21 protein-coding genes and 1 pseudogene are annotated in these 23,016 nt (G+C 35.8%); 17 read left to right on the top strand and 5 right to left on the bottom strand.

Features of this window, described 5'->3' with window-relative positions; all coding sequences use genetic code 11:
* Window positions 1–37 precede the first annotated feature (37 nt).
* The gene (gene rpsT, locus DFR56_RS10805; RefSeq protein WP_110395454.1) at window positions 38–304 is read right to left on the bottom strand and encodes a 30S ribosomal protein S20; all 267 of its coding nucleotides are present in this window, start codon (window positions 302–304) and stop codon (window positions 38–40) included.
* A gap of 279 nt (window positions 305–583) precedes the next feature.
* On the opposite strand from rpsT, the gene gpr reads away from it, so the two are divergent.
* The 10 genes from gpr to DFR56_RS10755 all read left to right on the top strand — a co-directional run bounded on the left by gpr (window position 584) and on the right by DFR56_RS10755 (window position 12,664).
* Window positions 584–1,669 (top strand): GPR endopeptidase, encoded by a 1,086-nt coding sequence (gpr, locus tag DFR56_RS10800; RefSeq protein WP_110395601.1) that lies wholly within the window; start codon window positions 584–586, stop codon window positions 1,667–1,669.
* A 666-nt stretch (window positions 1,670–2,335) separates the two neighbouring features.
* Window positions 2,336–3,496, top strand: a complete 1,161-nt coding sequence (spoIIP, locus tag DFR56_RS10795; protein ID WP_110395453.1) for a stage II sporulation protein P — start codon at window positions 2,336–2,338, stop codon at window positions 3,494–3,496.
* Between the two features lie 13 nt (window positions 3,497–3,509).
* Window positions 3,510–3,851, top strand: a complete 342-nt coding sequence (locus DFR56_RS10790) for a hypothetical protein (protein WP_110395452.1) — start codon at window positions 3,510–3,512, stop codon at window positions 3,849–3,851.
* A gap of 131 nt (window positions 3,852–3,982) precedes the next feature.
* Window positions 3,983–5,794 carry a translation elongation factor 4 gene (gene lepA, locus DFR56_RS10785; RefSeq protein WP_110395451.1) on the top strand — a complete coding sequence of 604 codons (1,812 nt, stop codon included), beginning with the start codon at window positions 3,983–3,985 and terminating at the stop codon, window positions 5,792–5,794.
* Window positions 5,795–5,974: 180 nt separating this feature from the next.
* The gene (gene hrcA, locus DFR56_RS10780; protein WP_110395450.1) at window positions 5,975–7,006 is read left to right on the top strand and encodes a heat-inducible transcriptional repressor HrcA; all 1,032 of its coding nucleotides are present in this window, start codon (window positions 5,975–5,977) and stop codon (window positions 7,004–7,006) included.
* 146 nt (window positions 7,007–7,152) lie between these two features.
* The gene (gene grpE, locus DFR56_RS10775; protein WP_110395449.1) at window positions 7,153–7,731 is read left to right on the top strand and encodes a nucleotide exchange factor GrpE; all 579 of its coding nucleotides are present in this window, start codon (window positions 7,153–7,155) and stop codon (window positions 7,729–7,731) included.
* A gap of 27 nt (window positions 7,732–7,758) precedes the next feature.
* Window positions 7,759–9,600, top strand: coding sequence for a molecular chaperone DnaK (dnaK, locus tag DFR56_RS10770; protein ID WP_110395448.1), 1,842 nt, complete (start codon window positions 7,759–7,761; stop codon window positions 9,598–9,600).
* A 203-nt stretch (window positions 9,601–9,803) separates the two neighbouring features.
* The gene (gene dnaJ / locus DFR56_RS10765) at window positions 9,804–10,919 is read left to right on the top strand and encodes a molecular chaperone DnaJ (RefSeq protein ID WP_110395447.1); all 1,116 of its coding nucleotides are present in this window, start codon (window positions 9,804–9,806) and stop codon (window positions 10,917–10,919) included.
* A gap of 35 nt (window positions 10,920–10,954) precedes the next feature.
* Window positions 10,955–11,890, top strand: coding sequence for a 50S ribosomal protein L11 methyltransferase (prmA, locus tag DFR56_RS10760; protein ID WP_110395446.1), 936 nt, complete (start codon window positions 10,955–10,957; stop codon window positions 11,888–11,890).
* A gap of 12 nt (window positions 11,891–11,902) precedes the next feature.
* The gene (locus DFR56_RS10755) at window positions 11,903–12,664 is read left to right on the top strand and encodes a 16S rRNA (uracil(1498)-N(3))-methyltransferase (protein WP_110395445.1); all 762 of its coding nucleotides are present in this window, start codon (window positions 11,903–11,905) and stop codon (window positions 12,662–12,664) included.
* Between the two features lie 449 nt (window positions 12,665–13,113).
* Here DFR56_RS10755 and DFR56_RS10750 read toward each other — a convergent pair whose 3' ends face one another.
* The 3 genes from DFR56_RS10750 to DFR56_RS10740 all read right to left on the bottom strand — a co-directional run bounded on the left by DFR56_RS10750 (window position 13,114) and on the right by DFR56_RS10740 (window position 15,448).
* Window positions 13,114–13,392 carry a hypothetical protein gene (locus tag DFR56_RS10750; RefSeq protein WP_110395444.1) on the bottom strand — a complete coding sequence of 93 codons (279 nt, stop codon included), beginning with the start codon at window positions 13,390–13,392 and terminating at the stop codon, window positions 13,114–13,116.
* A 603-nt stretch (window positions 13,393–13,995) separates the two neighbouring features.
* Complete coding sequence (locus DFR56_RS23985) at window positions 13,996–14,253, bottom strand: recombinase family protein (protein WP_377725766.1); 258 nt, start codon at window positions 14,251–14,253, stop codon at window positions 13,996–13,998.
* Between the two features lie 685 nt (window positions 14,254–14,938).
* Window positions 14,939–15,448, bottom strand: a complete 510-nt coding sequence (locus DFR56_RS10740) for a DUF3231 family protein (RefSeq protein WP_110395443.1) — start codon at window positions 15,446–15,448, stop codon at window positions 14,939–14,941.
* Window positions 15,449–16,215: 767 nt separating this feature from the next.
* Here DFR56_RS10740 and DFR56_RS23980 point away from each other — a divergent pair.
* Both DFR56_RS23980 and DFR56_RS23710 read left to right on the top strand, forming a co-directional pair.
* Window positions 16,216–16,404, top strand: a pseudogene (locus DFR56_RS23980) (peptidoglycan-binding domain-containing protein); the annotation flags it as partial.
* A 181-nt stretch (window positions 16,405–16,585) separates the two neighbouring features.
* The gene (locus tag DFR56_RS23710; RefSeq protein WP_278250649.1) at window positions 16,586–16,717 is read left to right on the top strand and encodes a hypothetical protein; all 132 of its coding nucleotides are present in this window, start codon (window positions 16,586–16,588) and stop codon (window positions 16,715–16,717) included.
* 118 nt (window positions 16,718–16,835) lie between these two features.
* Here the strand turns inward: DFR56_RS23710 and DFR56_RS10725 are convergent, their stop codons facing one another.
* Entirely contained in the window at window positions 16,836–17,144 is a 309-nt protein-coding gene (locus tag DFR56_RS10725) for a DUF378 domain-containing protein (RefSeq protein ID WP_110395440.1), read from the bottom strand.
* Window positions 17,145–17,772: 628 nt separating this feature from the next.
* Here DFR56_RS10725 and mtaB point away from each other — a divergent pair.
* The 5 genes from mtaB to floA all read left to right on the top strand — a co-directional run bounded on the left by mtaB (window position 17,773) and on the right by floA (window position 22,992).
* Window positions 17,773–19,128, top strand: coding sequence for a tRNA (N(6)-L-threonylcarbamoyladenosine(37)-C(2))-methylthiotransferase MtaB (mtaB, locus tag DFR56_RS10720; RefSeq protein WP_110395439.1), 1,356 nt, complete (start codon window positions 17,773–17,775; stop codon window positions 19,126–19,128).
* A 458-nt stretch (window positions 19,129–19,586) separates the two neighbouring features.
* The gene (rpsU, locus tag DFR56_RS10715) at window positions 19,587–19,763 is read left to right on the top strand and encodes a 30S ribosomal protein S21 (RefSeq protein WP_110395438.1); all 177 of its coding nucleotides are present in this window, start codon (window positions 19,587–19,589) and stop codon (window positions 19,761–19,763) included.
* 14 nt (window positions 19,764–19,777) lie between these two features.
* Window positions 19,778–20,227 (top strand): GatB/YqeY domain-containing protein, encoded by a 450-nt coding sequence (locus DFR56_RS10710; RefSeq protein WP_110395437.1) that lies wholly within the window; start codon window positions 19,778–19,780, stop codon window positions 20,225–20,227.
* Between the two features lie 407 nt (window positions 20,228–20,634).
* Entirely contained in the window at window positions 20,635–21,975 is a 1,341-nt protein-coding gene (locus DFR56_RS10705; protein ID WP_244916494.1) for an NfeD family protein, read from the top strand.
* A 12-nt stretch (window positions 21,976–21,987) separates the two neighbouring features.
* Window positions 21,988–22,992, top strand: coding sequence for a flotillin-like protein FloA (gene floA / locus DFR56_RS10700; RefSeq protein WP_110395436.1), 1,005 nt, complete (start codon window positions 21,988–21,990; stop codon window positions 22,990–22,992).
* The last annotated feature ends 24 nt before the right edge of the window (window positions 22,993–23,016 follow it).

Genomic DNA, 23,016 nt, shown 5'->3' with positions numbered 1-23,016 from the left:
ACAAAAAACGATCCCAAAAAGAGGATCGTTTTTCTGATTACGCGCTTAAATTATTTAATTTTTTAGCTAAGCGTGCTTTATGGCGATTTCCATTATTTTTATGAATAACACCTTTTTGTACAGCCTTATCAATAATTCGAGCAGTAGAATTATAAGCAGATGTTGCATTTTCAGCATCATTTACATCGATAAGTTTTTCAACTTGTTTAATATGTGTACGCATATCAGATTTAATCGCTTGGTTGCGTTCACGTTTTTTATTGTTCGTGTTTACACGTTTAATAGCAGATTTTAAATTAGCCATGAGGTCACCTCCTCTAAGTACATTCCTATAGCTTTTCATGTAAATTTTAGAATAGTTTTTCACTTTTAGGCTCGGAATAATGGTTGACCAAAATGGATTGGTATAAGCCCGAGTTTATTAAATCTATCCTAGTTTTCATTCCTTTTCCTTCAGTCAGCGTGAAGGCACTACGACAAAAATATTTTATCAGATAAAGTCATCCATTTCAATAGTTGTACATTTTTAATGTAAAAAAAGTCCATACTAAATTCGAAAGTAAGAGTAAAGGACGTGGGTAAAATGGAAAAAGAATATTCCGTACGAACGGATTTAGCGATTGAAGCAAAAGATATGTATGTGGAAAAAGAAAGAGATACGGCAGATATACCCGGAGTAAAAGCAACAGATCATGTGTATGATCATGTGAAAGTAAGCCATATAGAAATTTCAAAAGACGGGGAAAAAACTTTAAACAAAAAAGCTGGCTCCTATATTACGATATTTGCAGACGGTGTCAAGAAGCAAGATACGAAAATGCAAGCAAAAGCCGCCAACGTTTTATCGCGAGAAATCGAAAAGTTAATGAATCAAAATAACATTCAACCAAATAGCAAAGGATTGATTGTAGGCTTAGGCAATTGGAATGTTACACCTGATGCTTTAGGTCCTATGACGGTTGAAAAAATTGTTGTTACAAACCATTTATTTGAACTAAAATATGAAACTGTTGCTAAAGGTTACAGACCGGTCGCTGCGATTTCTCCAGGGGTGATGGGTGTAACTGGGATGGAAACGAGCGATATCATTTTAAGTATTATTGAAAAGTTTAAACCAGGCTTTGTCATTGTGATTGATGCGCTTGCTTCACGATCGATTGAACGAATTAATGAAACGATCCAAATAACAGACACTGGAATACATCCAGGTTCTGGTGTTGGCAATAAGCGGAAAGAGCTAAGTAAAGAAACTCTTGGAATTCCAGTTATTGCGATCGGTGTTCCAACAGTCGTTGATGCTGTTACGATTGCAAGTGATACATTAGACTATCTGTTAAAACATATGGGTAGAGAATGGAGTGAAAAAGATAAACCAAAGAAAGCATTACTGCCAACGGTCATGCCGATTAAGCATGATAATTTATCTGATCTAGATTTGCCTGATGAAACGAGGAGAAGTACTTTTTTAGGATTGGTAGGAAATTTATCCGAATCTGAAAAAAGAGCATTATTGGAAGAAGTGTTAACTCCAATGGGAAGAAATTTAATTGTCACACCAAAAGAAATTGATGGATTTATGGCAGATATGGCCCATCTCGTTGCGCAAGGGATCAATGCCGCCTTACATGACAAAATTAATGTGGAACAAGATGCACATTATACGAGATGAATAAGTAAGGAGAGTTTGATGACAAACTAAAATGCGTTTCATCCTACCGTTGTCTTTGAGCGAAATGTGACATGCTTTTAGCGAGGACTGCGGTTTACCAAAGGCGCACAATGTTTATTACACCGAGTAATCGTAGTCACAAAACTTTGCTATGGGACGAGCATTTAGTAAAGTACCAGGAAGTTGCGAACTTCACCTGCCTCGGAAGAAAGCACTTCCTATGGGGTTTTTTGACTTTTGGGACTACGCCTTGCTCGTCCCATCGAAGGCCACCTGCTTTTCCCGCAAATGTTTGGATGGAACGAGCATTTATACTACAATCCGGAGACTCTGTACAATAGTATATCCAGTTTCAACATATACTGAATCTGTTCGTCCGTCCGCTGAATTATTTCCATTCGCGCTGAATCTACTCGTCTATGCGCTGAATTATTTCCATTCGCGCTGAATCTATTCGTCTATGCGCTGAATTATTTCCATTTGCGCTGAACCTTCCTGTCTATCCACTGAATTACTTCTTATTCGCAATGAATCTACTTGTCATTTCACTGAATTCTTCTTGTTCATTTTTTAACTCTACCTTTTCATATGGCTGAGTTCTATTTTGACATAAGGTCTCATAGTTTAATATAACGATACAAAAATTAAAGGTAAGTTGGTGTATATATGTTTCAGCACGTTAGCAACACTATCTTCAAGTATTTTCGTTCATTTTATAAACAAATATTAATCGCTATGATCATTATCATTCTATTATTTACGACAATAGGGATTATAACAACATCAAAACCATCATCCCGTCTTTCGTCTTCTATTTTTTCATCTTGGACGAGTAATGTGGATCAATCGATCTTTTCGTTAATGTTCAGTCTTGAAAATACAACATATGATTTGCTACATGATGTAACGATGGAACAACAACAGATTTCGGAAATGTTATTCAACTTAGTAACGAGTATTAAAATGAAAGACTTAAAAAGCTTTTTAGGACATGAATTACCTGGCTTTTCAACGTACGAAAATCGCGTCATTATTGCTGGGGAAGATTTGAATGAATTTAGTGGCATGTCACATGAGTCCGGCCCTCCATTAGAAGATATTTTACAAGAGCGTAAAGCGGTTGATGAATCAGAAAAAGAAATGGAAAAGAAAGTGCCTGACAATGAGTTGACTACAGAAGGAAGAAAAGTCGTCTTTTTATACAATAGCCATAATCGAGAGTCATTTTTACCACATTTGCCAGATGAATCGGAGCCTGGCGCTGCTTATCATAAGGAAGTAAATATTACTAAAGTGAGTGATAGGCTAGCAAATGCACTAGAATCCTATGGAATTGGTTCCTATGTGGATGATACGGACATAATGAGCGTTTTACATGAGAAAGGATGGACATATGGAAAGTCCTATGAAGCATCTAGACCAGTTGTTCAAGAGGCGATCAGTCAAAATAAAGATTTACAATATGCGTTTGATCTGCATCGGGATAGTTTACCACGTGATCAAACGACGAAAGAGATTGACGGAAAACCATATGCACAAATGTTGTTTGTCATCGGAGCCGAAAATAAAAATTATGAAAAAAACCTTGCGTTAGCAACCGAACTGCATTATTCAATTGAGGAAAAATATCCGGGATTAAGTAAAGGAGTTATTACAAAAGAAGGTCCTAATTCAAACGGAGTATACAATCAAGATTTACTTGAAAATGCGCTGTTAATGGAAATTGGTGGATATGAAAATACGTTGGAGGAAATGTACCGAAGTATCGATGTACTTGCAGAATTATTTAGTGAATTTTTCTGGGATGCAGAGCAAGTAAATAATTAGAGGAGCGATGAAAATGACTCGATTTATAACCGTTAGCTTGTTATTAGTTGTATTTTTTTTCGGAGGAATGTCGTACGGTGCATTTGAAAAAGAACGACTTACTACAAAGCAAGTAGCAAACGAAGAAATCGAACAAGAAGTAGTTACAGAAGAGGTAGAACCTGTAATGGTCAAAGAAAAAGAGATAGAAAAAGCAGCTGCATCCATTGAATTAGAAACTGTACATGAACCAGTTAAAATAGAAGAAGACCACACCGTTCATAAAACTGCTTCTTTTTTTGAAAAAATCGTCACATCTCTTTATGAATTTGTCATTCAAGTAATGTACAAAATTGCTAACTTATTTTTTGAATAAATGAAAAAAGCTCCAATTTGGAATAGTAGAAATGATTGATTATATTGAAACAATTTCTTGCAATTGATATAATCATGTAGCAGAGAAAACGCAATTAAACGCTTATTGAGTGTAGGAGTGGGCATGGACTTATGACTAAAAATAAAAGAAATGTACGTAACTTTTCGATTATTGCACATATTGATCATGGAAAATCAACACTTGCAGATCGAATTTTAGAAAATACAAAAGCATTAACAGAACGGGAAATGAAGGAACAATTTTTAGATGGTATGGATTTGGAGAGAGAACGAGGAATTACGATCAAATTAAATGCTGTCCAATTACAATATAAAAGTAAAAATGGAGAAGATTATATTTTCCATTTAATTGATACACCAGGACATGTCGATTTTACGTATGAAGTGTCAAGAAGCCTTGCAGCCTGTGAAGGGGCTATTTTGGTCGTCGATGCAGCACAAGGGATTGAAGCTCAGACACTTGCAAACGTTTATTTAGCATTGGATAATGATTTGGAGATCATTCCGGTTATTAATAAAATTGATTTACCGAATGCTGACCCTGACAGGGTGACACAGGAATTAGTTGATATTGTCGGGATAGACCCTGACGATGTTATTTTAGCATCCGCAAAAGAAAATATTGGGATAGAAGATATTTTGGAACGGATCGTAGAACGTGTTCCCGAGCCAGAGGGAAAGGAAAATGATCCATTAAAAGCGCTTATTTTTGATTCTTTATATGATTCCTACCGAGGTGTTATCGCATATATTTGTGTGAAAGAAGGACAAGTAAAAGTTGGCGATCATATAAAAATGATGGCAAGTGGCAAAGAATATGAAGTATTAGAGGTTGGTGTTTTTACGCCTAAGGCGGTAAATAAAGCCGTACTTACTGTTGGAGATGTCGGCTTTTTAACAGCTGCAATGAAGGATGTGAAAGATACACGCGTTGGAGACACAATTACATCAGCAAATAACGGGGCAACATCCCCACTTCCAGGATATCGTAAATTAAATCCGATGGTATTTTGTGGTTTATATCCAGTAAGTTCTGAGGATTATAACCCCCTTCGTGAAGCGTTAGAAAGATTGGAACTGAATGATTCTTCTTTACAATATGAACCTGAAACATCACAAGCATTAGGGTTTGGTTTTAGAAGTGGTTTTTTAGGGTTACTCCATATGGAAATTATCCAGGAAAGAATAGAACGCGAATTTAATATCGATTTAATTACGACAGCTCCAAGTGTTATTTATGAAGTGAGAAAAACGGACGGAGAAGTGTTACAAGTAGATAATCCGTCACATATGCCCGATCCACAATCGATTGAAGAAATTTTAGAACCGTATGTAAAGGCTGTTGTTATGGTTCCGAATGATTATGTAGGACCTGTAATGGAATTATGTCAACGAAAACGTGGGCAATTTATCGATATGCAATATTTAGATGATATTCGAGTAAATGTCGTTTATGAATTACCATTATCAGAAATTGTGTTCGATTTCTTTGATCAATTAAAATCACAAACGAAAGGGTATGCGTCACTCGATTATGAATTTATCGGAAACAGACCTTCTAATTTAGTGAAGATGGATATTTTATTGCACGGGGAACCAATCGACGCCTTATCGATCATCGTTCATAAAGATTTTAGTTATAATCGTGGGAGACAAATTGTGGAAAAATTAAAAGATTTAATTCCGCGTCAACAGTTTGAAGTTCCTGTCCAAGCAGCGATAGGTAATCAAATTGTTGCCCGCTCAACAATTAAAGCTGTTAGAAAAGATGTTACTGCAAAATTGTACGGTGGTGACGTAACACGTAAGCGTAAATTGTTAGAAAAGCAAAAAGAAGGTAAAAAGCGAATGAAAATGGTCGGATCAGTAGAAATTCCACAAGAAGCATTTATGTCTGTTTTACAGCTGAATGACGATAAATAACCGATGTCAAAGGAAAATCATGGTGGTGTAGAATACCATCATGGTTTCTTTTTTATTTGTGCTTTTTTAAGAAATGTCCTATGTTATCTGATCTTCTTGATTGACAAAGAAAAGTGGATTTGTTAATTTATTATTAGTATTAGCACTCGGGTACATAGAGTGCTAACAGAGGTGAAAATCATGTTAACAGATAGACAGTTACTTATATTACAAACGATTATTGATGATTTCATCGCAACAGCCTATCCTATAGGATCAAGAGCACTTTCTAAAAATAAATCAATTAATTTAAGTGCTGCTACGATCAGAAATGTAATGGCCGATTTGGAAGAGATGGAATTATTAGAAAAGACTCATTCATCATCAGGTAGAATACCTTCGGAAAAAGGGTATCGTTACTATGTCGATCATGTGATTTCACCGACATTTAAAGGGAAAGAAATAAACATTATTAAACATATTATTCAAGATAATATGGTGGAACTAGAGCAAGTTGTTCAACTATCTGCTGAAGTTTTATCCCAACTGACGAATTATACGGCGATCATTTTAGGACCAAATGAGGTTGATGCAACACTAAAACAAATTCAAATCATTACGTTAACATCACAAACAGCTGTTGCCATATTAGTGACAAGTACTGGGCATGTTGAACATAAGTCTTTCTCTATCCCAAAAGGGATGGATATACGAGAGTTAGAAAAAATGGTCAATATTTTAAATGACCGACTTATCGGTGTGCCTATTATGCAATTACCATATACACTTCAAACAGAAGTGTATGAATTAATGAAAAAGCATATTAAAGATTTTGAATTAATGTATGAATATATTCAGTCTGTCATCCGGTATGACGAGCAAGCAAAGCTCTATGTTGGTGGCCAATCTAATATTTTAATGCAACCAGAATTTAAAGATGTCGATAAAATATATGAATTTTATTCAATGCTTGAAAATGAAGCAGAAATAATTAAATTATTAGCGAGTCATGAAGACGGGATCCAAGTAACAATCGGCAATGAAAACAAGATGGAGGCAATTAAAAACTTTAGTTTGATTACATCATCTTATAAATTAGGTGGGAACCAACTTGGTACAATAGCACTTTTAGGTCCGACAAGGATGGAGTACCGGAAAGTGATCACTATTCTTCAAGCACTTTCAAATGAAATGACAGACATTTTATATGTAACATACAAACAAATGAAATAGTATTTTATTCGGTTAGCTTAATCGATTAAAAATAAATGGATGATTCAAAGGTTGTTTTTGTACAAAATACTTATCCTAATAGTTTATTTTAGTGTAATTTCATGTTATGGTTTAACGTGGCAATTTAAAAATTGGAGGTGCCTTTAATGGAAGAACAAGAGAAAGATACAATCGTCACAGATATAGATGAAGAGCCGATTTCTGTGGAAGAAACTCAGGTCGATGATGAATCGGCAATCTCTAATGAAGAAAACGAACATACAAATGAGGTACAGTTGCAAAAAGAAATGGATACATTAACGGAAGAAAAAGAACAATTACAAGATCGCTTGCTCAGAGTCCAAGCAGAATTTGAAAATTTTAAAAGGCGTACAGAAAAAGAGAAAATTGCCGAACGTAAATATAAATCACAAGATTTAGCGAATGAACTATTGCCAGTAATGGATAATTTTGAAAGAGCCTTGCAAAGTGAAATATCCGATGAGAATCAAGGATTTATGGAAGGAATTCAAATGGTGTATAACCAATTAGAAGAAGCATTAAAATCGCAAGGTGTTGAGAAAATTGAAACAGAGAACAAAGAATTTGATCCGAATATCCACCATGCGGTTATGCAAATAGAAGATGAAGCCTTTGAATCGAATATTGTTGTAGAAGAGTTGCAAAAAGGGTATATGTTAAAAGACAAAGTAATTCGACCAGCAATGGTTAAAGTAAATAAATAGGAATGTCATAAAGGAGAGTTTTAGATAATGAGTAAAATAATTGGAATTGACTTAGGTACAACAAATTCATGTGTGACTGTGATGGAAGGGGGAGAGGCGGTCGTTATTCCTAACCCGGAAGGAAACCGTACAACTCCATCTGTCGTATCATTTAAAAATGGTGAAAGACAAGTTGGGGAAGTAGCGAAGCGTCAAGCGATCACAAACCCTAATACAATTCAATCGATTAAACGCCATATGGGTACAGATTATAAAGTTGAAATCGAAGGAAAAGAATATACTCCACAAGAGGTTTCGGCGATTATTTTACAACATTTAAAAAGCTATGCTGAAGATTATATCGGTGAAAAAGTAAGTAAAGCTGTTATTACGGTTCCAGCTTATTTTAATGACGCTGAACGTCAAGCAACTAGAGATGCAGGAATTATTGCGGGTCTTGAAGTAGAAAGAATCATAAATGAGCCTACTGCAGCAGCACTTGCCTACGGTATCGATAAAGAAGATCAAGACCAAACCATTTTAGTATATGACTTAGGTGGAGGTACATTCGACGTTTCTATTTTAGATATTGGTGATGGAACATTTGAGGTTATTTCAACAGCAGGAGATAATCGTCTTGGTGGAGATGATTTCGATGATAAAGTTATCAACTACATGGTCGAAGAATTCCGTAAAGAAAATGGTATTGATTTATCTCAAGATAAAATGGCTACACAACGTTTAAAAGACGCAGCTGAAAAAGCGAAAAAAGATTTATCAGGTGTCTCACAAACACAAATTTCGTTACCATTTATTACAGCTGGAGATGCTGGTCCATTGCATTTGGAATTGACGCTTACAAGAGCTAAATTTGATGAATTAACTGCTGATCTTGTTGAAAAAACGATGATTCCTGTTCGTAAATCTTTATCTGATGCTAGTCTTTCTGCTAGTGATATTGATAAAGTTATTTTAGTCGGTGGTTCCACTCGTATTCCTGCTGTTCAAGATGCAATTAAACGTGAAACAGGAAAAGAGCCATCCAAAGGTGTGAACCCTGATGAAGTTGTTGCATTAGGTGCAGCTATTCAAGGTGGAGTATTACAAGGTGATGTAAAAGATGTTGTTTTACTTGATGTTACACCACTTTCATTAGGTATTGAAACAATGGGATCTGTTACAACGAAGCTAATTGAGCGAAATACAACAATCCCTACGAGCGAATCGCAAGTTTTCTCTACTGCAGCCGATAATCAAACAGCTGTTGATATTCACGTCCTTCAAGGTGAAAGAGAAATGGCTGCTGACAATAAGACACTTGGTCGTTTCCAATTAACAGATATTCCACCAGCACCAAGAGGTGTACCACAAATTGAAGTGACATTTGATATCGATGCAAACGGAATTGTAAACGTACGGGCAAAAGACTTAGGGACGAATAAAGAACAGTCGATTACGATCCAATCTTCTTCCGGTTTATCTGATGATGAAATTGATCAAATGGTAAAAGATGCGGAAGAAAATGCGGAAGCAGATAAAAAACGCCGTGAAGAAATTGATATAAGAAACGAAGCGGATCAATTAGTCTTTACAACGGATAAAACGATCAAAGATTTAGCAGATAAAGTATCTGACGAAGAAAAGAAAAAAGCAGAAACAGCGAAAGAAGAACTTAAAAAAGCACTAGAAGGTAACGATATAGAAGAAATTAAATCGAAAAAAGCAGCATTAGAAGAACAGGTCCAGCAGCTTTCTGTTAAATTGTACGAACAAATGGCGCAGGAACAACAAGCACAGCAAGGTGAAGCAACTGAAGAAGCTAGCGGGGAAGATGTAGTCGACGCTGATTTTGAAGAAGTTGATGATGAAAAAGACAAAGCACAAAAATAAACAATGAAACAGATCCGAGGTCAAAGTCAGGTTTTTTCTTGACTTTGACTTTTTTTAAGAATGTCTCTTTTGTATAATATTTGTGCTGTAAAAATCTTAATTGATAATAGAAACTTTAAAGATTTCGCTTATTTGCTAATAAGAAGCAAATAATGCTATCATTAAAAGGATTGAATTCATGGTTTCAGGAGAGTGAATTGAAGTTGAGTAAACGAGATTATTATGATGTCCTCGGATTAGAAAAAAATGCTACGAAGGACGAAATTAGAAAAGCATATCGGAAACTAGCAAGAGAATATCACCCTGATGTTAATAAAGCAGAAGATGCTGAAGATAAATTTAAGGAAGCAAAAGAAGCGTATGAAGTATTAAGCAATGAACAAAAACGTGCCCAATACGATCAATTTGGTCATGCTGGTACGCAAAACCAAGGATTTGGTGGAGGAGCTAGTGACTTTTCAGGATTTGGTGATATTTTTGATATGTTCTTTGGTGGGGGAGGCAGACGCGATCCAAATGCACCGCAACAAGGAGCAGATTTACAATATACAATGACATTGAATTTTGAAGAAGCAATTTTTGGAAAAGAAACAGAAATATCGATTCCAAAAGAAGAAACATGTGATACATGTCATGGTTCTGGAGCAAAGCCAGGTACATCTCCAAAAACATGTACACATTGTAATGGAACAGGACAATTAAATACAGAACAAAATACGCCATTTGGAAGAGTGGTCAATCGTCGTGTCTGTCATTATTGCCAAGGAAAAGGGAAAATAATTACAGATAAATGTAACACTTGCGGTGGCTCAGGACGTGTGAAAAAGCATACAAAAATTAAAGTATCCATCCCAGCAGGAATTGATGAAGGTCAACAAATTCGTGTTTCTGGAAAAGGTGAGCCAGGTGTAAATGGTGGGCCACCAGGCGATTTATTTGTCGTTATTGCTATTCGACCACATGAATTTTTCAAACGGGAAGGAGATCATATTTTCCTAGAATTACCGATTACCTTTGCTCAAGCAACGCTCGGTGATGAAATTGAGGTACCGACTGTTCATGGCAAAGTAATGTTTAAAATTCCTGCCGGTACCCAAACTGGAAGAACATTTAGATTAAGAGGAAAAGGTGCACCTAACGTTAGAGGCTATGGCCAAGGGGATCAGCATGTACAGGTTCGCGTTGTTACACCAACAAAACTGACAAGTAGACAAAAAGAATTATTAAAAGAATTTAATCAAATTGCGGATAATGCACCGATTACAGAAGATGAAGATTCTTTATTTCAACGTTTTAAAAAAGCGTTTAAAGGTGAATAACTGTTGTACAGTGTCCAAAGAAATGAGTGGGTAAGATGAACTGGAAAGAATTAATCATTCATACGACTAGTGAAGCATTGGAGCCAATTTCCAATATTTTAAATGACGAAGGCGCGGGCGGTGTCGTCATTGAGGATCCAATCGATTTATTGAAAGAAAAACGGGCTAAATTTGGGGAGCTTTATGAATTAGATCCGAGTAAATACCCAAAAACGGGAATATATATTAAGGCATATTTTGTCGATAATGAAAATTGGCCAGCGAAAAAAGAAGCGATTCATATGAAAGTCGAAAAGCTTCGTACGTATGAAATTGATATTGGTTCAAATGAAATGACCGTTCATACTGTCCAAGAGCAAGATTGGGAAAATGAATGGAAAAAGTATTTTAAACCAATCAAGGTGACAAACCGATTGATGATTGTCCCAAGTTGGGAAACATATAATCAAGTGGATGAAAACGAATTAATTATTACGATTGATCCGGGGATGGCGTTTGGGACTGGTACTCATCCTACAACTATTTTAAGCTTACAAGCGCTAGAGGAAACGGTCCAATCAGGCGATATTATTTTAGATGTGGGGACTGGTTCTGGTATTTTAAGTATTGCTTCTGCTTTGTTAGGAGCAAGTCATGTATATGCATATGATTTAGACGAAGTTGCTGTTAGTAGCACGGTGGTGAATCGCAATATGAATCATTTAGAGGAATATATTACTGTTCAACAAAGTGATTTATTAAAAGGGGTTCAGCAAAAGGCAACCATTATCGTTTCTAATATATTGGCAGATATTTTACTACACTTAGTAGATGATGCATGGGATAATCTGGAGGAAAATGGTTATTTTATCACTTCAGGCATTATTGAAGCAAAACAACAAATGGTCATAGACTGTTTAGAAAATAAAGGATTCCAAATTATTCAAACGAATACGCTAGAAAATTGGGTAAGTATAATAGCAAAAAAATGAGTAGGTGAAACAGTGCAAAGATATTTTATCCCTGAACATTATTGGAATAGTGACAAAGTGTTCATAACAGAAGACAACGCTCACCATATTATCCGTGTCATGCGGAAAAAAATCGGGGATGAAATAATTTGCAATCATCCAAACGGTGAGGCGGCAATTTGTACAATAACACAGTTAACAAAAGCAGAAGTACATACCAAAATCACGAAATGGCTTGAAGATAATGCAGAATTACCTGTTCAAGTAACCATTGCTCAAGGACTACCAAAAGGAAATAAACTGGAGCTTATTTTTCAAAAAGGAACAGAACTAGGTGCAGATGAATTTTGGTTATTTCAAGCAGATCGATCGATTGCAAAATGGGAGCAAAAAAAAGCTGTACAGAAAATAAAGCGATATGAGAAAATAATAAAAGAAGCTAGTGAGCAATGTCATCGCAATATAGTTCCGAACTTAAAAGAAACAGGGACGATTGAAGAGCTGTTAGAAGATAGTCGCCACTATCATTTAAGATTGTTCGCCTATGAAGAGGAAGCGAGAACAAACGCTTATTCCTCGTTAAGTGATGCATTACAAACAGGAAAGCCAAACGATAAAGTAATCGTATTTATCGGACCTGAAGGTGGATTTTCTAACGAAGAAGTAGAGTTATTAAAAGCAAATAAATGTAAACCTGTCCGACTAGGAAGAAGAATTTTACGTACTGAAACCGCCTCTATGTATTTGCTCGCAAGTATTTCGTACCATTTTGAAGAATTGAGGTGTAAAGAATGACAACAGTTGCTTTCCATACATTAGGTTAACGTATAGTAAACTAATGTGAGATTGCCAGAGTACAGTTGGGGCAACTAGCGAACGAGAAAAAAACACCGTCTAAAACGGACATTTTAGACGGTGGAGAGTAAATTTATGATTTTAAATAGTATTTAATGCTACAAAATCTCTACGAGGTTCAACTTTATCCATCGCGATTAATACATAGTAAAGTGAGCGCGCTATATCTTTTAATGTTCGCTAGTTGCTCGACTTCAATTCGTGTGATGGATCCGCTTTCTTTTAAATAGTTTATAACGGTGTCGAAATGCTGTTTGTATGCTCCATTTTGCGGGTACTGATAACGAATAGCGTTATTCTTATCACTTAACGGATTATGCACTAGGTTGTGCGTAATGCCGTTTTTGAATTTAATAGAGTGTACCTATTTATCAGATACCTTCACTTCATCAATTACAGAAGATATAAGCCGGCAACAATTCAATACCAATTACGTCTAACAAATTTCTGTAATCAACTGTGCGCGACTGTTGAATTTCTTTCGTTATTAGAAAGTATTTTGCTTGATTCCGCTTCAATTGTTTTTCGTGTAAATCGACATAATTATCGTCATCAGATGCGTTCACGTACGTATCATTAGAAAAAACTGATACAAGCATAGAATACGTTTCTTTCAACGATTTGTCATCAATGCCGATTACATTATCAAAAACATTACCGCGTAACAAGGCGCCTACTATTTAGAAAATTTATCTGTGATGCTATCCTGCAGTTTTATCACATTCGCGATGTAATTTATTAAGATAGGACCTATAGTGATATCGCTCATAAAATTACTACAGTAAGACTCCACACTTTTGAGTGATAGGTACTACAAACATAACGTGATGGCCTGAATTCATCTTTACGTTTCGAGTCAAGACCTGCAGTTAATAATTGGTCGCACTTATGACAAAATATTTTTTTAGCAAAAACATGAATGTTTGTATTTTCACGTCTGACATCATTCAATCAGAGATAATTTTTCGCTAGCATTTTGAAAAATGACTTTATCTATTATACCCTCATGATTATCTTTAATTACAATCTACTCGCTTTCATCCTTGAAAGCATATTCATCTTTACTTATTATTTCTCAAGTTGTAACGGTATGTTCCAATGTAAAAAGGATTACGCAAGATGTCACGTACCGCCACGTTTTGTAGGAATATTACACCATTCAACATAGAAGCGGTTTTTAAAGTGCTGGTTTTAAAAATACAATTCAAAAAATTTGTTTAACTGTTTTGGATCTACGACAGGAAATTGTTTTTCGTCTGACAGAACATAGCCTAGTGGTACAGTTGCGCCATTACCATAACCTTTTTTTCGGCTCTTGAAAGCATAATGGATAAAGCTCGTTCGGCCGCAAGTTTACCTTCGAGTTCGGCGAATACCAAGATGATTTTTAACATTGCTTCGCCCATAGTTGTGCTGGTGTAGAACTGTTCATTTTTAGAAACGAATGTAATGTTATATTTTTTCAATCCCTCGTACATTTCGATGAAATCTTTTAAATTTGGTGAAATGCGATCAATTTTCCATACGATTAATGAGTAAATTCACGTTGCGAATTCTTTCCACATTTATGTATGAAGGTATTCAGATATGTCGATTTAAGTTGTATGTCCACAGTGCGAAGGAGAGAGATCTGACAGTAACCAACTATTAGAAAAGTACGCTGAATGCCTCCGTTTCATATTATCGATTGGAAACAAAATTAACACAGCTGAATTCGATTACAGCATCCCCGCATAAGCCGAAACGTCAATCGACTTTCAATTTATTACCGTGATTAGAGAAGTAACGAGTTTTCATCTCAATATGAGAACCAATGTAAAAGGACCAATTGCACAGCAAGCATACAAATGCTTATTCATGCAATTTGTCAACCACAGCAGATTACTTGGATTTGGTTGGGGAGAATTCGAAAAGGCGTAATACCAAAAGAACGAGATTAACAGAAAAAGGATACTATCAAGGTTCGTAATTCGAATTTTATATGGAGGAGAGACGGTATGAAAAACATATGTCGAGCATGTAGTGAATCCGAATTAGAACACTGAATTATGGGAATATATATGCCTAAAATGCGGTACATGATGCCGATTGTAGAAATTAATTAAAGTGAGGCAGTGAGCAAATGACAAAGGAAGAGTTGATGCGAAAGGATGAAAAGAAACGTGACTTTGCCACATTAAAAAAGCTAGGATACCTCCTAGCTTTTGAACCTTATTATTTGTCTGGAGTATTCAAATGGAGGGGCGGAGGAACTAACCACCCTTTTTCTTTATTTAACTTTAGCACTTTTGCTCCAAACATAGCCTTATTCGTATGAAATTGACCAAACATTAAACCAATATCTTCACGAATAGATTGACCCATTATAGTACTGCAGGCTACTAGCCCTTTCGCTGAGTTCATTGATAACATAGCAGCAATTTCTTGGTCAGCAAAACGAGCGCCTGCTGGAATATCTTCTAAATTTGAAACTGGACGTTCTGGTGGAGCTGGAGGGAGTGCTATACCATTAGCTTTTAGCAACTCCTCAATTTGTTCACTTTCAGTTTTAGCACCTTGAATAGCTTCCTGAAGAAGTTTTTTTAAATCATCATCACCCGTGTGATTGATTAAAGTTTGATACGTGGCGATCATGCCCTTTTCTGCAAAAAGGTAAGTCCAAGTTGCAGAAACTTCACCATAATGCATTGGTTCGTCTTGGGGATTGCCGCTTAATATTCCCATAATCTCGCTCCTTTAGTTTATCGATATTCGTTATTCCTAAATAACATCAAAACTTAGTGTGCGATTATATTTTAGGATTATTCATTTAATTAGTAAAAGATTAAATGTACAGTACGAATTTTTAGCGGATAAATAAAAAAGACAGGATCGCTCCCGTCTACACCTAAAATGGTTTTAACACAGGGGCGGTTTTGTGAAAGGTTATCAGAGAAAATCATTAATTCTAACTGGGAAATTACCTAATGAACATTAAACAGAAAACTAAAAGGGAGTTGAGTTTGAAACAGTAATCAATTTTCACTAGGTATTTGTGTCGCTGGTGATTATCGCATTAATAAATTAGACGATGCAACAAAAGCCCATTGCGGAATTACACGCGGCATTAGTTGCATATCAAATTGGTAACGAAGATAACTCACATCATGAAATGTCTGGTTACTCTTGGAAGGCATGCTGTGTTTACAATTATAAAGAAGCATTCAGATTCTTAAAACTAACCAACTACAAAAACACCTACAACTTATAAAATTCAAGAGGATGACACGTTCTGGGGAATGCTCACAACTTCCGATGGTATTACCGTAGAAGATTTAATCATTGCTAACCCAAAAGTAGATTCTAAAAAGGTAAAAATTGGACAGACAATCAATTTGGGTAAAGCCAAATCTACATTTACTCGTAAACCTAGCCAACCAAAGAAACCACAGTCATCTTATAAGTACCCGTTACCAAGCGGTATCTGAAGAAGTGGTTCACGTGGCAATGGAGTTAAACAATTACAACGAATCCTTAATCCGATTTACTTTAAATGTGGTTCTGTTGATGGAATACTGGGGTCTAAAACAGTCGATACGATTAGACGATTCCAAATGGTTTATTTACCTTATGAAGTTGAAGGGGTTTATGGTTCGAATACACGAAAGTTGCAAGCTGTGCTTAAATCAAAAGGGTATTAAATTAGTAAAATAAAATAGTTCGTTTTTATCTGAAAATTTTTCCAATCAAAAATATAAATTCTTCCATATATTTTTATTGATAATAAATTTAAGGAGGGTTAAATATATGTGTTTTTAGAGATGAGGAAGATCGTAGACGGAGACGTATTAATTTGTGAATGTCGCGAAGTAAAGGGGCATCATGATCGAGACTAGGATCATGACAGAGACTGTGATAGAGATCGAGATCGTTTCAGATGTAGATGTAGAGAGAGATAAGGCTTATAAAAAACGAGCCCCGATCTTAAAAGAAAAACAGGGGACGTTTTGTTAGTATGTCCAAAAGCTAATAAAATAAAAACAATGCCCCTTACCTTCGAGGCGCTTCACAATTAACGAAGGATCTTCCTTTTTAGTATTTGCTTTATTAATAGGTATATACAAAAGAGGGCTTAATTGCCCTCTTCATTATTAGAATCATCTTTGTTCCTTAAGTGATCGAATTCGCTACCAAACTCTGTTCCATAATTAGGTCTATCCGTATGAATATTATTTTCACTAGCTGCACTCATACCAGTGAAAAAGATTGTCAATGCATACAACCCACTTAATCCAACTAACGAGTAAATAATTCTTGATAATAACGACTGTTGTCCTCCAAAAATAGCTGCAACTAAATCAAAATTAAAGAAGCCAATTAACCCCCAGTTGATAGCTCCTATAATGATTAGAGCTAGTGCAATACGTCTTAATACATCCATAGATACACATCCCTTTTCATAAGTAATAATATTTCTTGTACATCTATTTTTACCTATTTGAGATTAATTATTTATATTTACAAAAAAGAATGGAGGCAAATTTTATTTAGTGGACTGTAAAATAAAAAAAGGCGCCTGTTTAGCCGAGCACCTTTTTTTATAAATCTTCCATATCTACTGCTATTAAAAGGAGCGAATGCTCTTTCATCATTAATCGTTTTTCGTCTTCAAGTTTTTTTGTGGATGATTCTTCTTTTTCCATGTATCAATATTTATGTTTTTTATTATTTATAACGCTAAGAACATACATGTACTTAGCCTTGTGCCCTCTTGATTTGAACACTTCTGTAAAATCCATCGCCGATCATCCTACTTTCATTTTAACATATTTATTATCATAGGAATTACCTATATTAATTGATGCAAATACCACCATTTAGTGATCTAATTTCCTTTGTATGAATCTACATGAATTGCTAGGCATGTTTATGCTTGAACAGGAGAAACAAGAACAAAAAGATAGCGCTCTTTAATTATTTATATTGTATTAACATTTTTAATAATATTATATTGTGCTAAAATTACTTATAGTAAAAAGTTTATTTGTTTTGGAAGGATGTTTTATAAAATGACAAATATAGATACTAACAGACCGAAAACCATAGCTTTCCATACATTAGGTTGTAAAGTGAATCACTATGAAACAGAAGGAATTTGGAATATGTTCAAGACAGCAGGATATGAAAGAGTAGACTTTGAGCGAATGGCAGATATTTATATTATCAATACATGTACTGTGACAAATACAGGGGATAAAAAAAGCAGACAAATTATTCGTCGTGCGGTCAGAAAAAACCCAGAAGCAATTATTTGTGTTACAGGTTGTTATGCACAAACATCCCCTGGTGAAGTAATGGAAATTCCAGGTGTCGATGTTGTCGTTGGGACACAAAATAGAAAAAATATGATCACACTAATTAAAGAACACCAAAAAACACGACTTCCAATCAATGGTGTTTCAAATATCATGCAAAATAAAACGTTTGAAGAGATGGATGTCCCAGAATTTTCTGACCGGACGAGAGCATCATTAAAGATTCAAGAAGGTTGTAATAATTTCTGTACCTTTTGTATTATTCCGTGGTCAAGGGGGCTACTCCGATCGAGAGACCCTGAAAATGTCATCGAACAAGCACAAAAGCTTGTTGATGCAGGTTATAAGGAGATCGTTTTAACCGGTATTCATACAGCTGGATATGGAGAAGATATGCCAGACTATAATTTTGCCCAATTATTACGAGATCTTGAAGCAAAAGTAAATGGCTTAAAAAGAATCCGTATTTCTTCGATTGAAGCAAGTCAAATTACTGATGAGGTAATTGAAGTGTTAGACAAATCAACGAAAATTGTAAAACACTTACATATACCGCTGCAATCGGGATCTAACACTGTCCTTGCGAGAATGCGCCGGAAATATTCAGCTGTTTTTTATGAAGAAAAAATAAATAAAATTAAAAAAGCATTACCAGGTCTTGCAATTACTTCCGATATTATTGTCGGATTTCCTGGAGAAACGGAAGAAGAGTTCATGGAAACGTATCATTTTGTCCGTAAAATTGGTTATGCGGAACTTCATGTTTTTCCTTATTCTCGAAGAACAGGTACTCCAGCAGCGAGAATGGATGACCAAGTACCAAATGAGGTAAAAGAAGCCCGAGTACAAAAAATGATCGATTTATCGAACGAATTAGCGAAGAATTACGCAACAAAATATGAAAATACAGTTCTTGAAGTGATACCTGAAGAGAAAAGTTCTAGTAAGCTAGGTAATTTAGTAGGCTATACCGACAATTATTTAAAAGTACAGTTTGAAGGTCCTGTGGAATTAATCGGTTCCATCGTTCGTGTAAAAATAACGAAAGCAGATTATCCTATGAATGAAGGGATATTTGTCAAAGTATGTGATCAGCTAGTTTCGAGTTGAATCAATTGAATGAGTCAATTTCCTATATAGCATAATGGGGGATTTACCTGAATGATAATTGACCGTGAACAAAGAGACTAATTAAGTTGCTTGTAGCTAAAGGAGACAAACTCTTACGGAAGGACAAGGGAGAATGTAGACTAATTACGTTACGTCCAAGGTCTACCTCCGTTCGTCCCACCATATATTTTGTGACGACAACAGTAGACCCTATACGTCCGGGCTCAATCTACTCTGAAGAAATCGTTCGCCTGGATCGAAAAGCAATATTTATCTTGTTCAGATGGATCTTTGCATAATGGAATGATGAAATTGACACAGAATATATAAATGTTTTTTACCGTGTCGTAATAATAGTTGTTGACCCATATGTATCGTTATAATATAATTGTAACAGGCATGTTTAAAAAGTATGTCTATCCATTATTGTTTTATACTCCGGAGGGAGGGAAATTAGTATGACGAATACAACTCGAATTCGTAAAAATGAGTCTTTAGAAGATGCACTTCGTCGTTTCAAACGAAGCGTATCCAAAAGTGGTACACTATCAGAATATCGAAAACGTGAATACTATGAAAAGCCTAGCGTACGTCGCAAAAAGAAATCTGAAGCCGCTAGAAAACGTAAATTTTAAAGAAGGTGCACATAATGTCACTCTCACAACGATTAAACGAAAATATGAAACAAGCTATGCGAGATAAAGATAAAGAGCGACTTAATGTTATTCGTATGGTCAAAGCCTCTTTACAAAATGAAGCAATTAAACTCGGAGTTAGTGACTTATCTGAAGAAGATGAGTTAACCATACTATCTAGGGAATTAAAGCAACGGAATGACTCGTTAAATGAATTTAAAGCGGCGGGTCGTGACGATTTAGTTATGAAGATAGAAACAGAGATTAAAATATTACAGGACTATATGCCGGAACAGCTTTCAGAAGAAGAGCTAGAACAAATCGTTAAAGATACGATCCTTGAGGTAAATGCTACTTCTAAAAAAGAGTTTGGTAAAGTAATGGGTAAAGTAATGCCGAAAGTAAAAGGGAAAGCGGATGGTTCTTCTGTTCAAAAGCTTGTTCAAAAACTTTTAAATGAATAAATTTATCTCGATGATCATCGTAAAAAGATCCTAATCCAAACGAATAAAATGGTAGGATCTTTTTATATTTTAGAATGTCTGGAAAATAGTGTGTGTAAAGAAGGGTAAAAAGTACCTTCTTCAGCACCATAAACCTTATTCATAGCTGATTTGCACCCAATTTGGGCATATCTGCATTCCTTATCCCGCTCTCACATAGAAGTCGCACATACTTATTTGCTAAGTAGGCTTTTAATTAATCTTCATATCCTTTCTACACGATAATCTGATTATATTTTTTTGCATAAGGATAAAAAAATGAAACAACTACATACTTAATGAATGAATATGAAATTAATATATGGTACGATTATATTGCCTAAAAGTATTAAAGTAACACCAAACAATGGACAAAAGGGTGGTGAATTATTTTGTCCAACCGTGTAAAATTACTCATTTCTTTTTTTTCCACAATTTTATTCGTTTCTTTTATATGTACACCTTCATCGATGAATGCTGAAAAAGAGGGAGAAAATAAACTTGTATATATCATCCCGATTGAAAATGAAGTAGAAAGAGGGCTTGAGGCATTTCTAGTCCGTTCGACAAATGAAGCAATCGAAGCCGGGGCGAATCATATTATTTTTGAAATCGATACACCAGGTGGACGAGTCGATTCAGCTGGACAAATTGGTAAATTACTTCAAGGGCTTGAGATTCCAACATCAGCTTTTATAGTCAATGAAGCATTATCGGCAGGTTCTTATATTGCCTTAAATTCAGATACAATTTATATGAAGCCAAATGCAACGATGGGAGCCAGTGGTGTCATTACAGGCGATGGAAATGCTGCTGATGAAAAAGCACAATCAGCCTGGATCGCAGCAATGAAAAGTGCCGCAGAATCAAAAGGACGAGATCCCCAATATGCAATTGCAATGGCCGATCCAAGTATTGATTTACCTGAACTTGGGGCACCAGAAGGAAAGTTTCTTACTTTAACACCAACAGATGCAGTGGAAGTAGGATATGCTGAAGGGATCGTTCAAAATCGGGTAGAGTTATTGTATGAATTAAATTTAACGAATGCTACGATTGTTGAAACGGAAACTTCTTTTGCCGAAGAAGTTGCCAGATTTGTTACTAGTCCATTCGTTATTCCGATCTTATTATCTGTTGCAAGTTTAGGGTTGATTGTTGAACTCTATTCACCCGGATTTGGGGTGGCAGGAACGATGGGATTAATTGCTCTTTTCTTGTTCTTTTATGGTCATGTTATTGCTGGCCTTGCTGGAATGGAAGCGATCGTATTGCTTGTTTTAGGTATCATTTTAATTATCGTGGAATTTTTCGTTGCTGGTGGAATTATTGGATTACTTGGTGTAGGAGCCATCCTTGCATCATTATTTATGTCAGGATATGATATCGGGCATATGTCCTTAAGTATTTCGATTGCGTTTATCGTCGCCGTTGTGGCTGCCGTCATCTTATATAAGTGGATCGGAGCTGAAAGAGGGATCTTTAAAAAACTCATTTTAAGAGACCGTACAACGACTGAATTAGGGTATATATCATCACAAGAACGTAAAGAATTAATTGGAAAAGAGGGAATAAGTGTGACACCACTTAGACCAGCAGGAACCGCAATCATCGCTAATGAAAGACTTGATGTTGTTTCTGACGGTAGTTTTATTGAAAAAGATAAGCAACTTACCGTGATTCAAGTAGAAGGAATTAAAATTGTAGTAAGAGAAATAAAAGATCATTAGGAGGAAGATAGAATGGGGTTAGAATTTGGTCAAATTGCACCAATTATTCTTGTTGCAATCATTTTAATTGCGCTCGTCGTATTATTTACATTTGTACCTGTGGCATTATGGATTAGTGCCCTTGCGGCAGGAGTAAAGGTTGGATTATTTACATTAGTTGGAATGAGATTACGTCGTGTTATCCCATCCCGTGTCATTAATCCCCTTATTAAAGCATATAAGGCAGGTTTAGATGTTAATACGAACCAACTAGAAAGTCACTATTTAGCCGGTGGTAATGTTGATCGGGTCGTAAATGCGCTTATTGCGGCTCACCGTGCCAATATTAATTTATCATTTGAACGTGGAGCTGCTATTGACTTAGCAGGACGAAATGTATTAGAAGCAGTTCAGATGAGTGTTAACCCGAAAGTAATTGAAACACCATTTATTGCAGGTATTGCAATGGACGGGATTGAAGTAAAGGCTCTAGCTCGTATTACGGTGCGCGCAAATATCGACCGTTTAGTTGGGGGAGCTGGAGAGGAAACAGTAATCGCTCGTGTTGGTGAAGGGGTTGTAAGTACGATTGGTAGCTCTAAAACTCATAAACAAGTACTTGAAAACCCGGACTCTATTTCCCATACCGTTTTAGCAAAAGGGTTGGACTCTGGTACAGCGTTTGAAATTTTATCCATTGATATTGCAGATGTGGACATTGGGAAAAATATTGGTGCGATGTTACAAACAGACCAGGCACAAGCAGATAAAAATATTGCCCAAGCGAAAGCGGAAGAACGTCGTGCGATGGCTGTTGCTCTTGAACAAGAAATGACGGCAAAAGTAGAAGAAATGCGTGCTCGCGTTGTAGAAGCGGAAGCTGATGTACCGAAAGCTTTAGCAGAAGCATTACGCTCAGGTAATATGGGTGTGATGGACTATATGAATTATAAAAACATTAATGCAGATACGGATATGAGAGATACGATTGGCAAAGTGTCGAAAAAAGATCATGACCATGATGAAGATAAAAAATAATATAATCTAGACTTTACGATGTAA

This window comes from Pseudogracilibacillus auburnensis (assembly GCF_003201975.1).
GTDB lineage: Bacteria > Bacillota > Bacilli > Bacillales > Amphibacillaceae > Pseudogracilibacillus > Pseudogracilibacillus auburnensis.
Note: the sequence above shows the minus strand (reverse complement) of the source record. Positions and strands in the feature narration are given on the sequence as shown.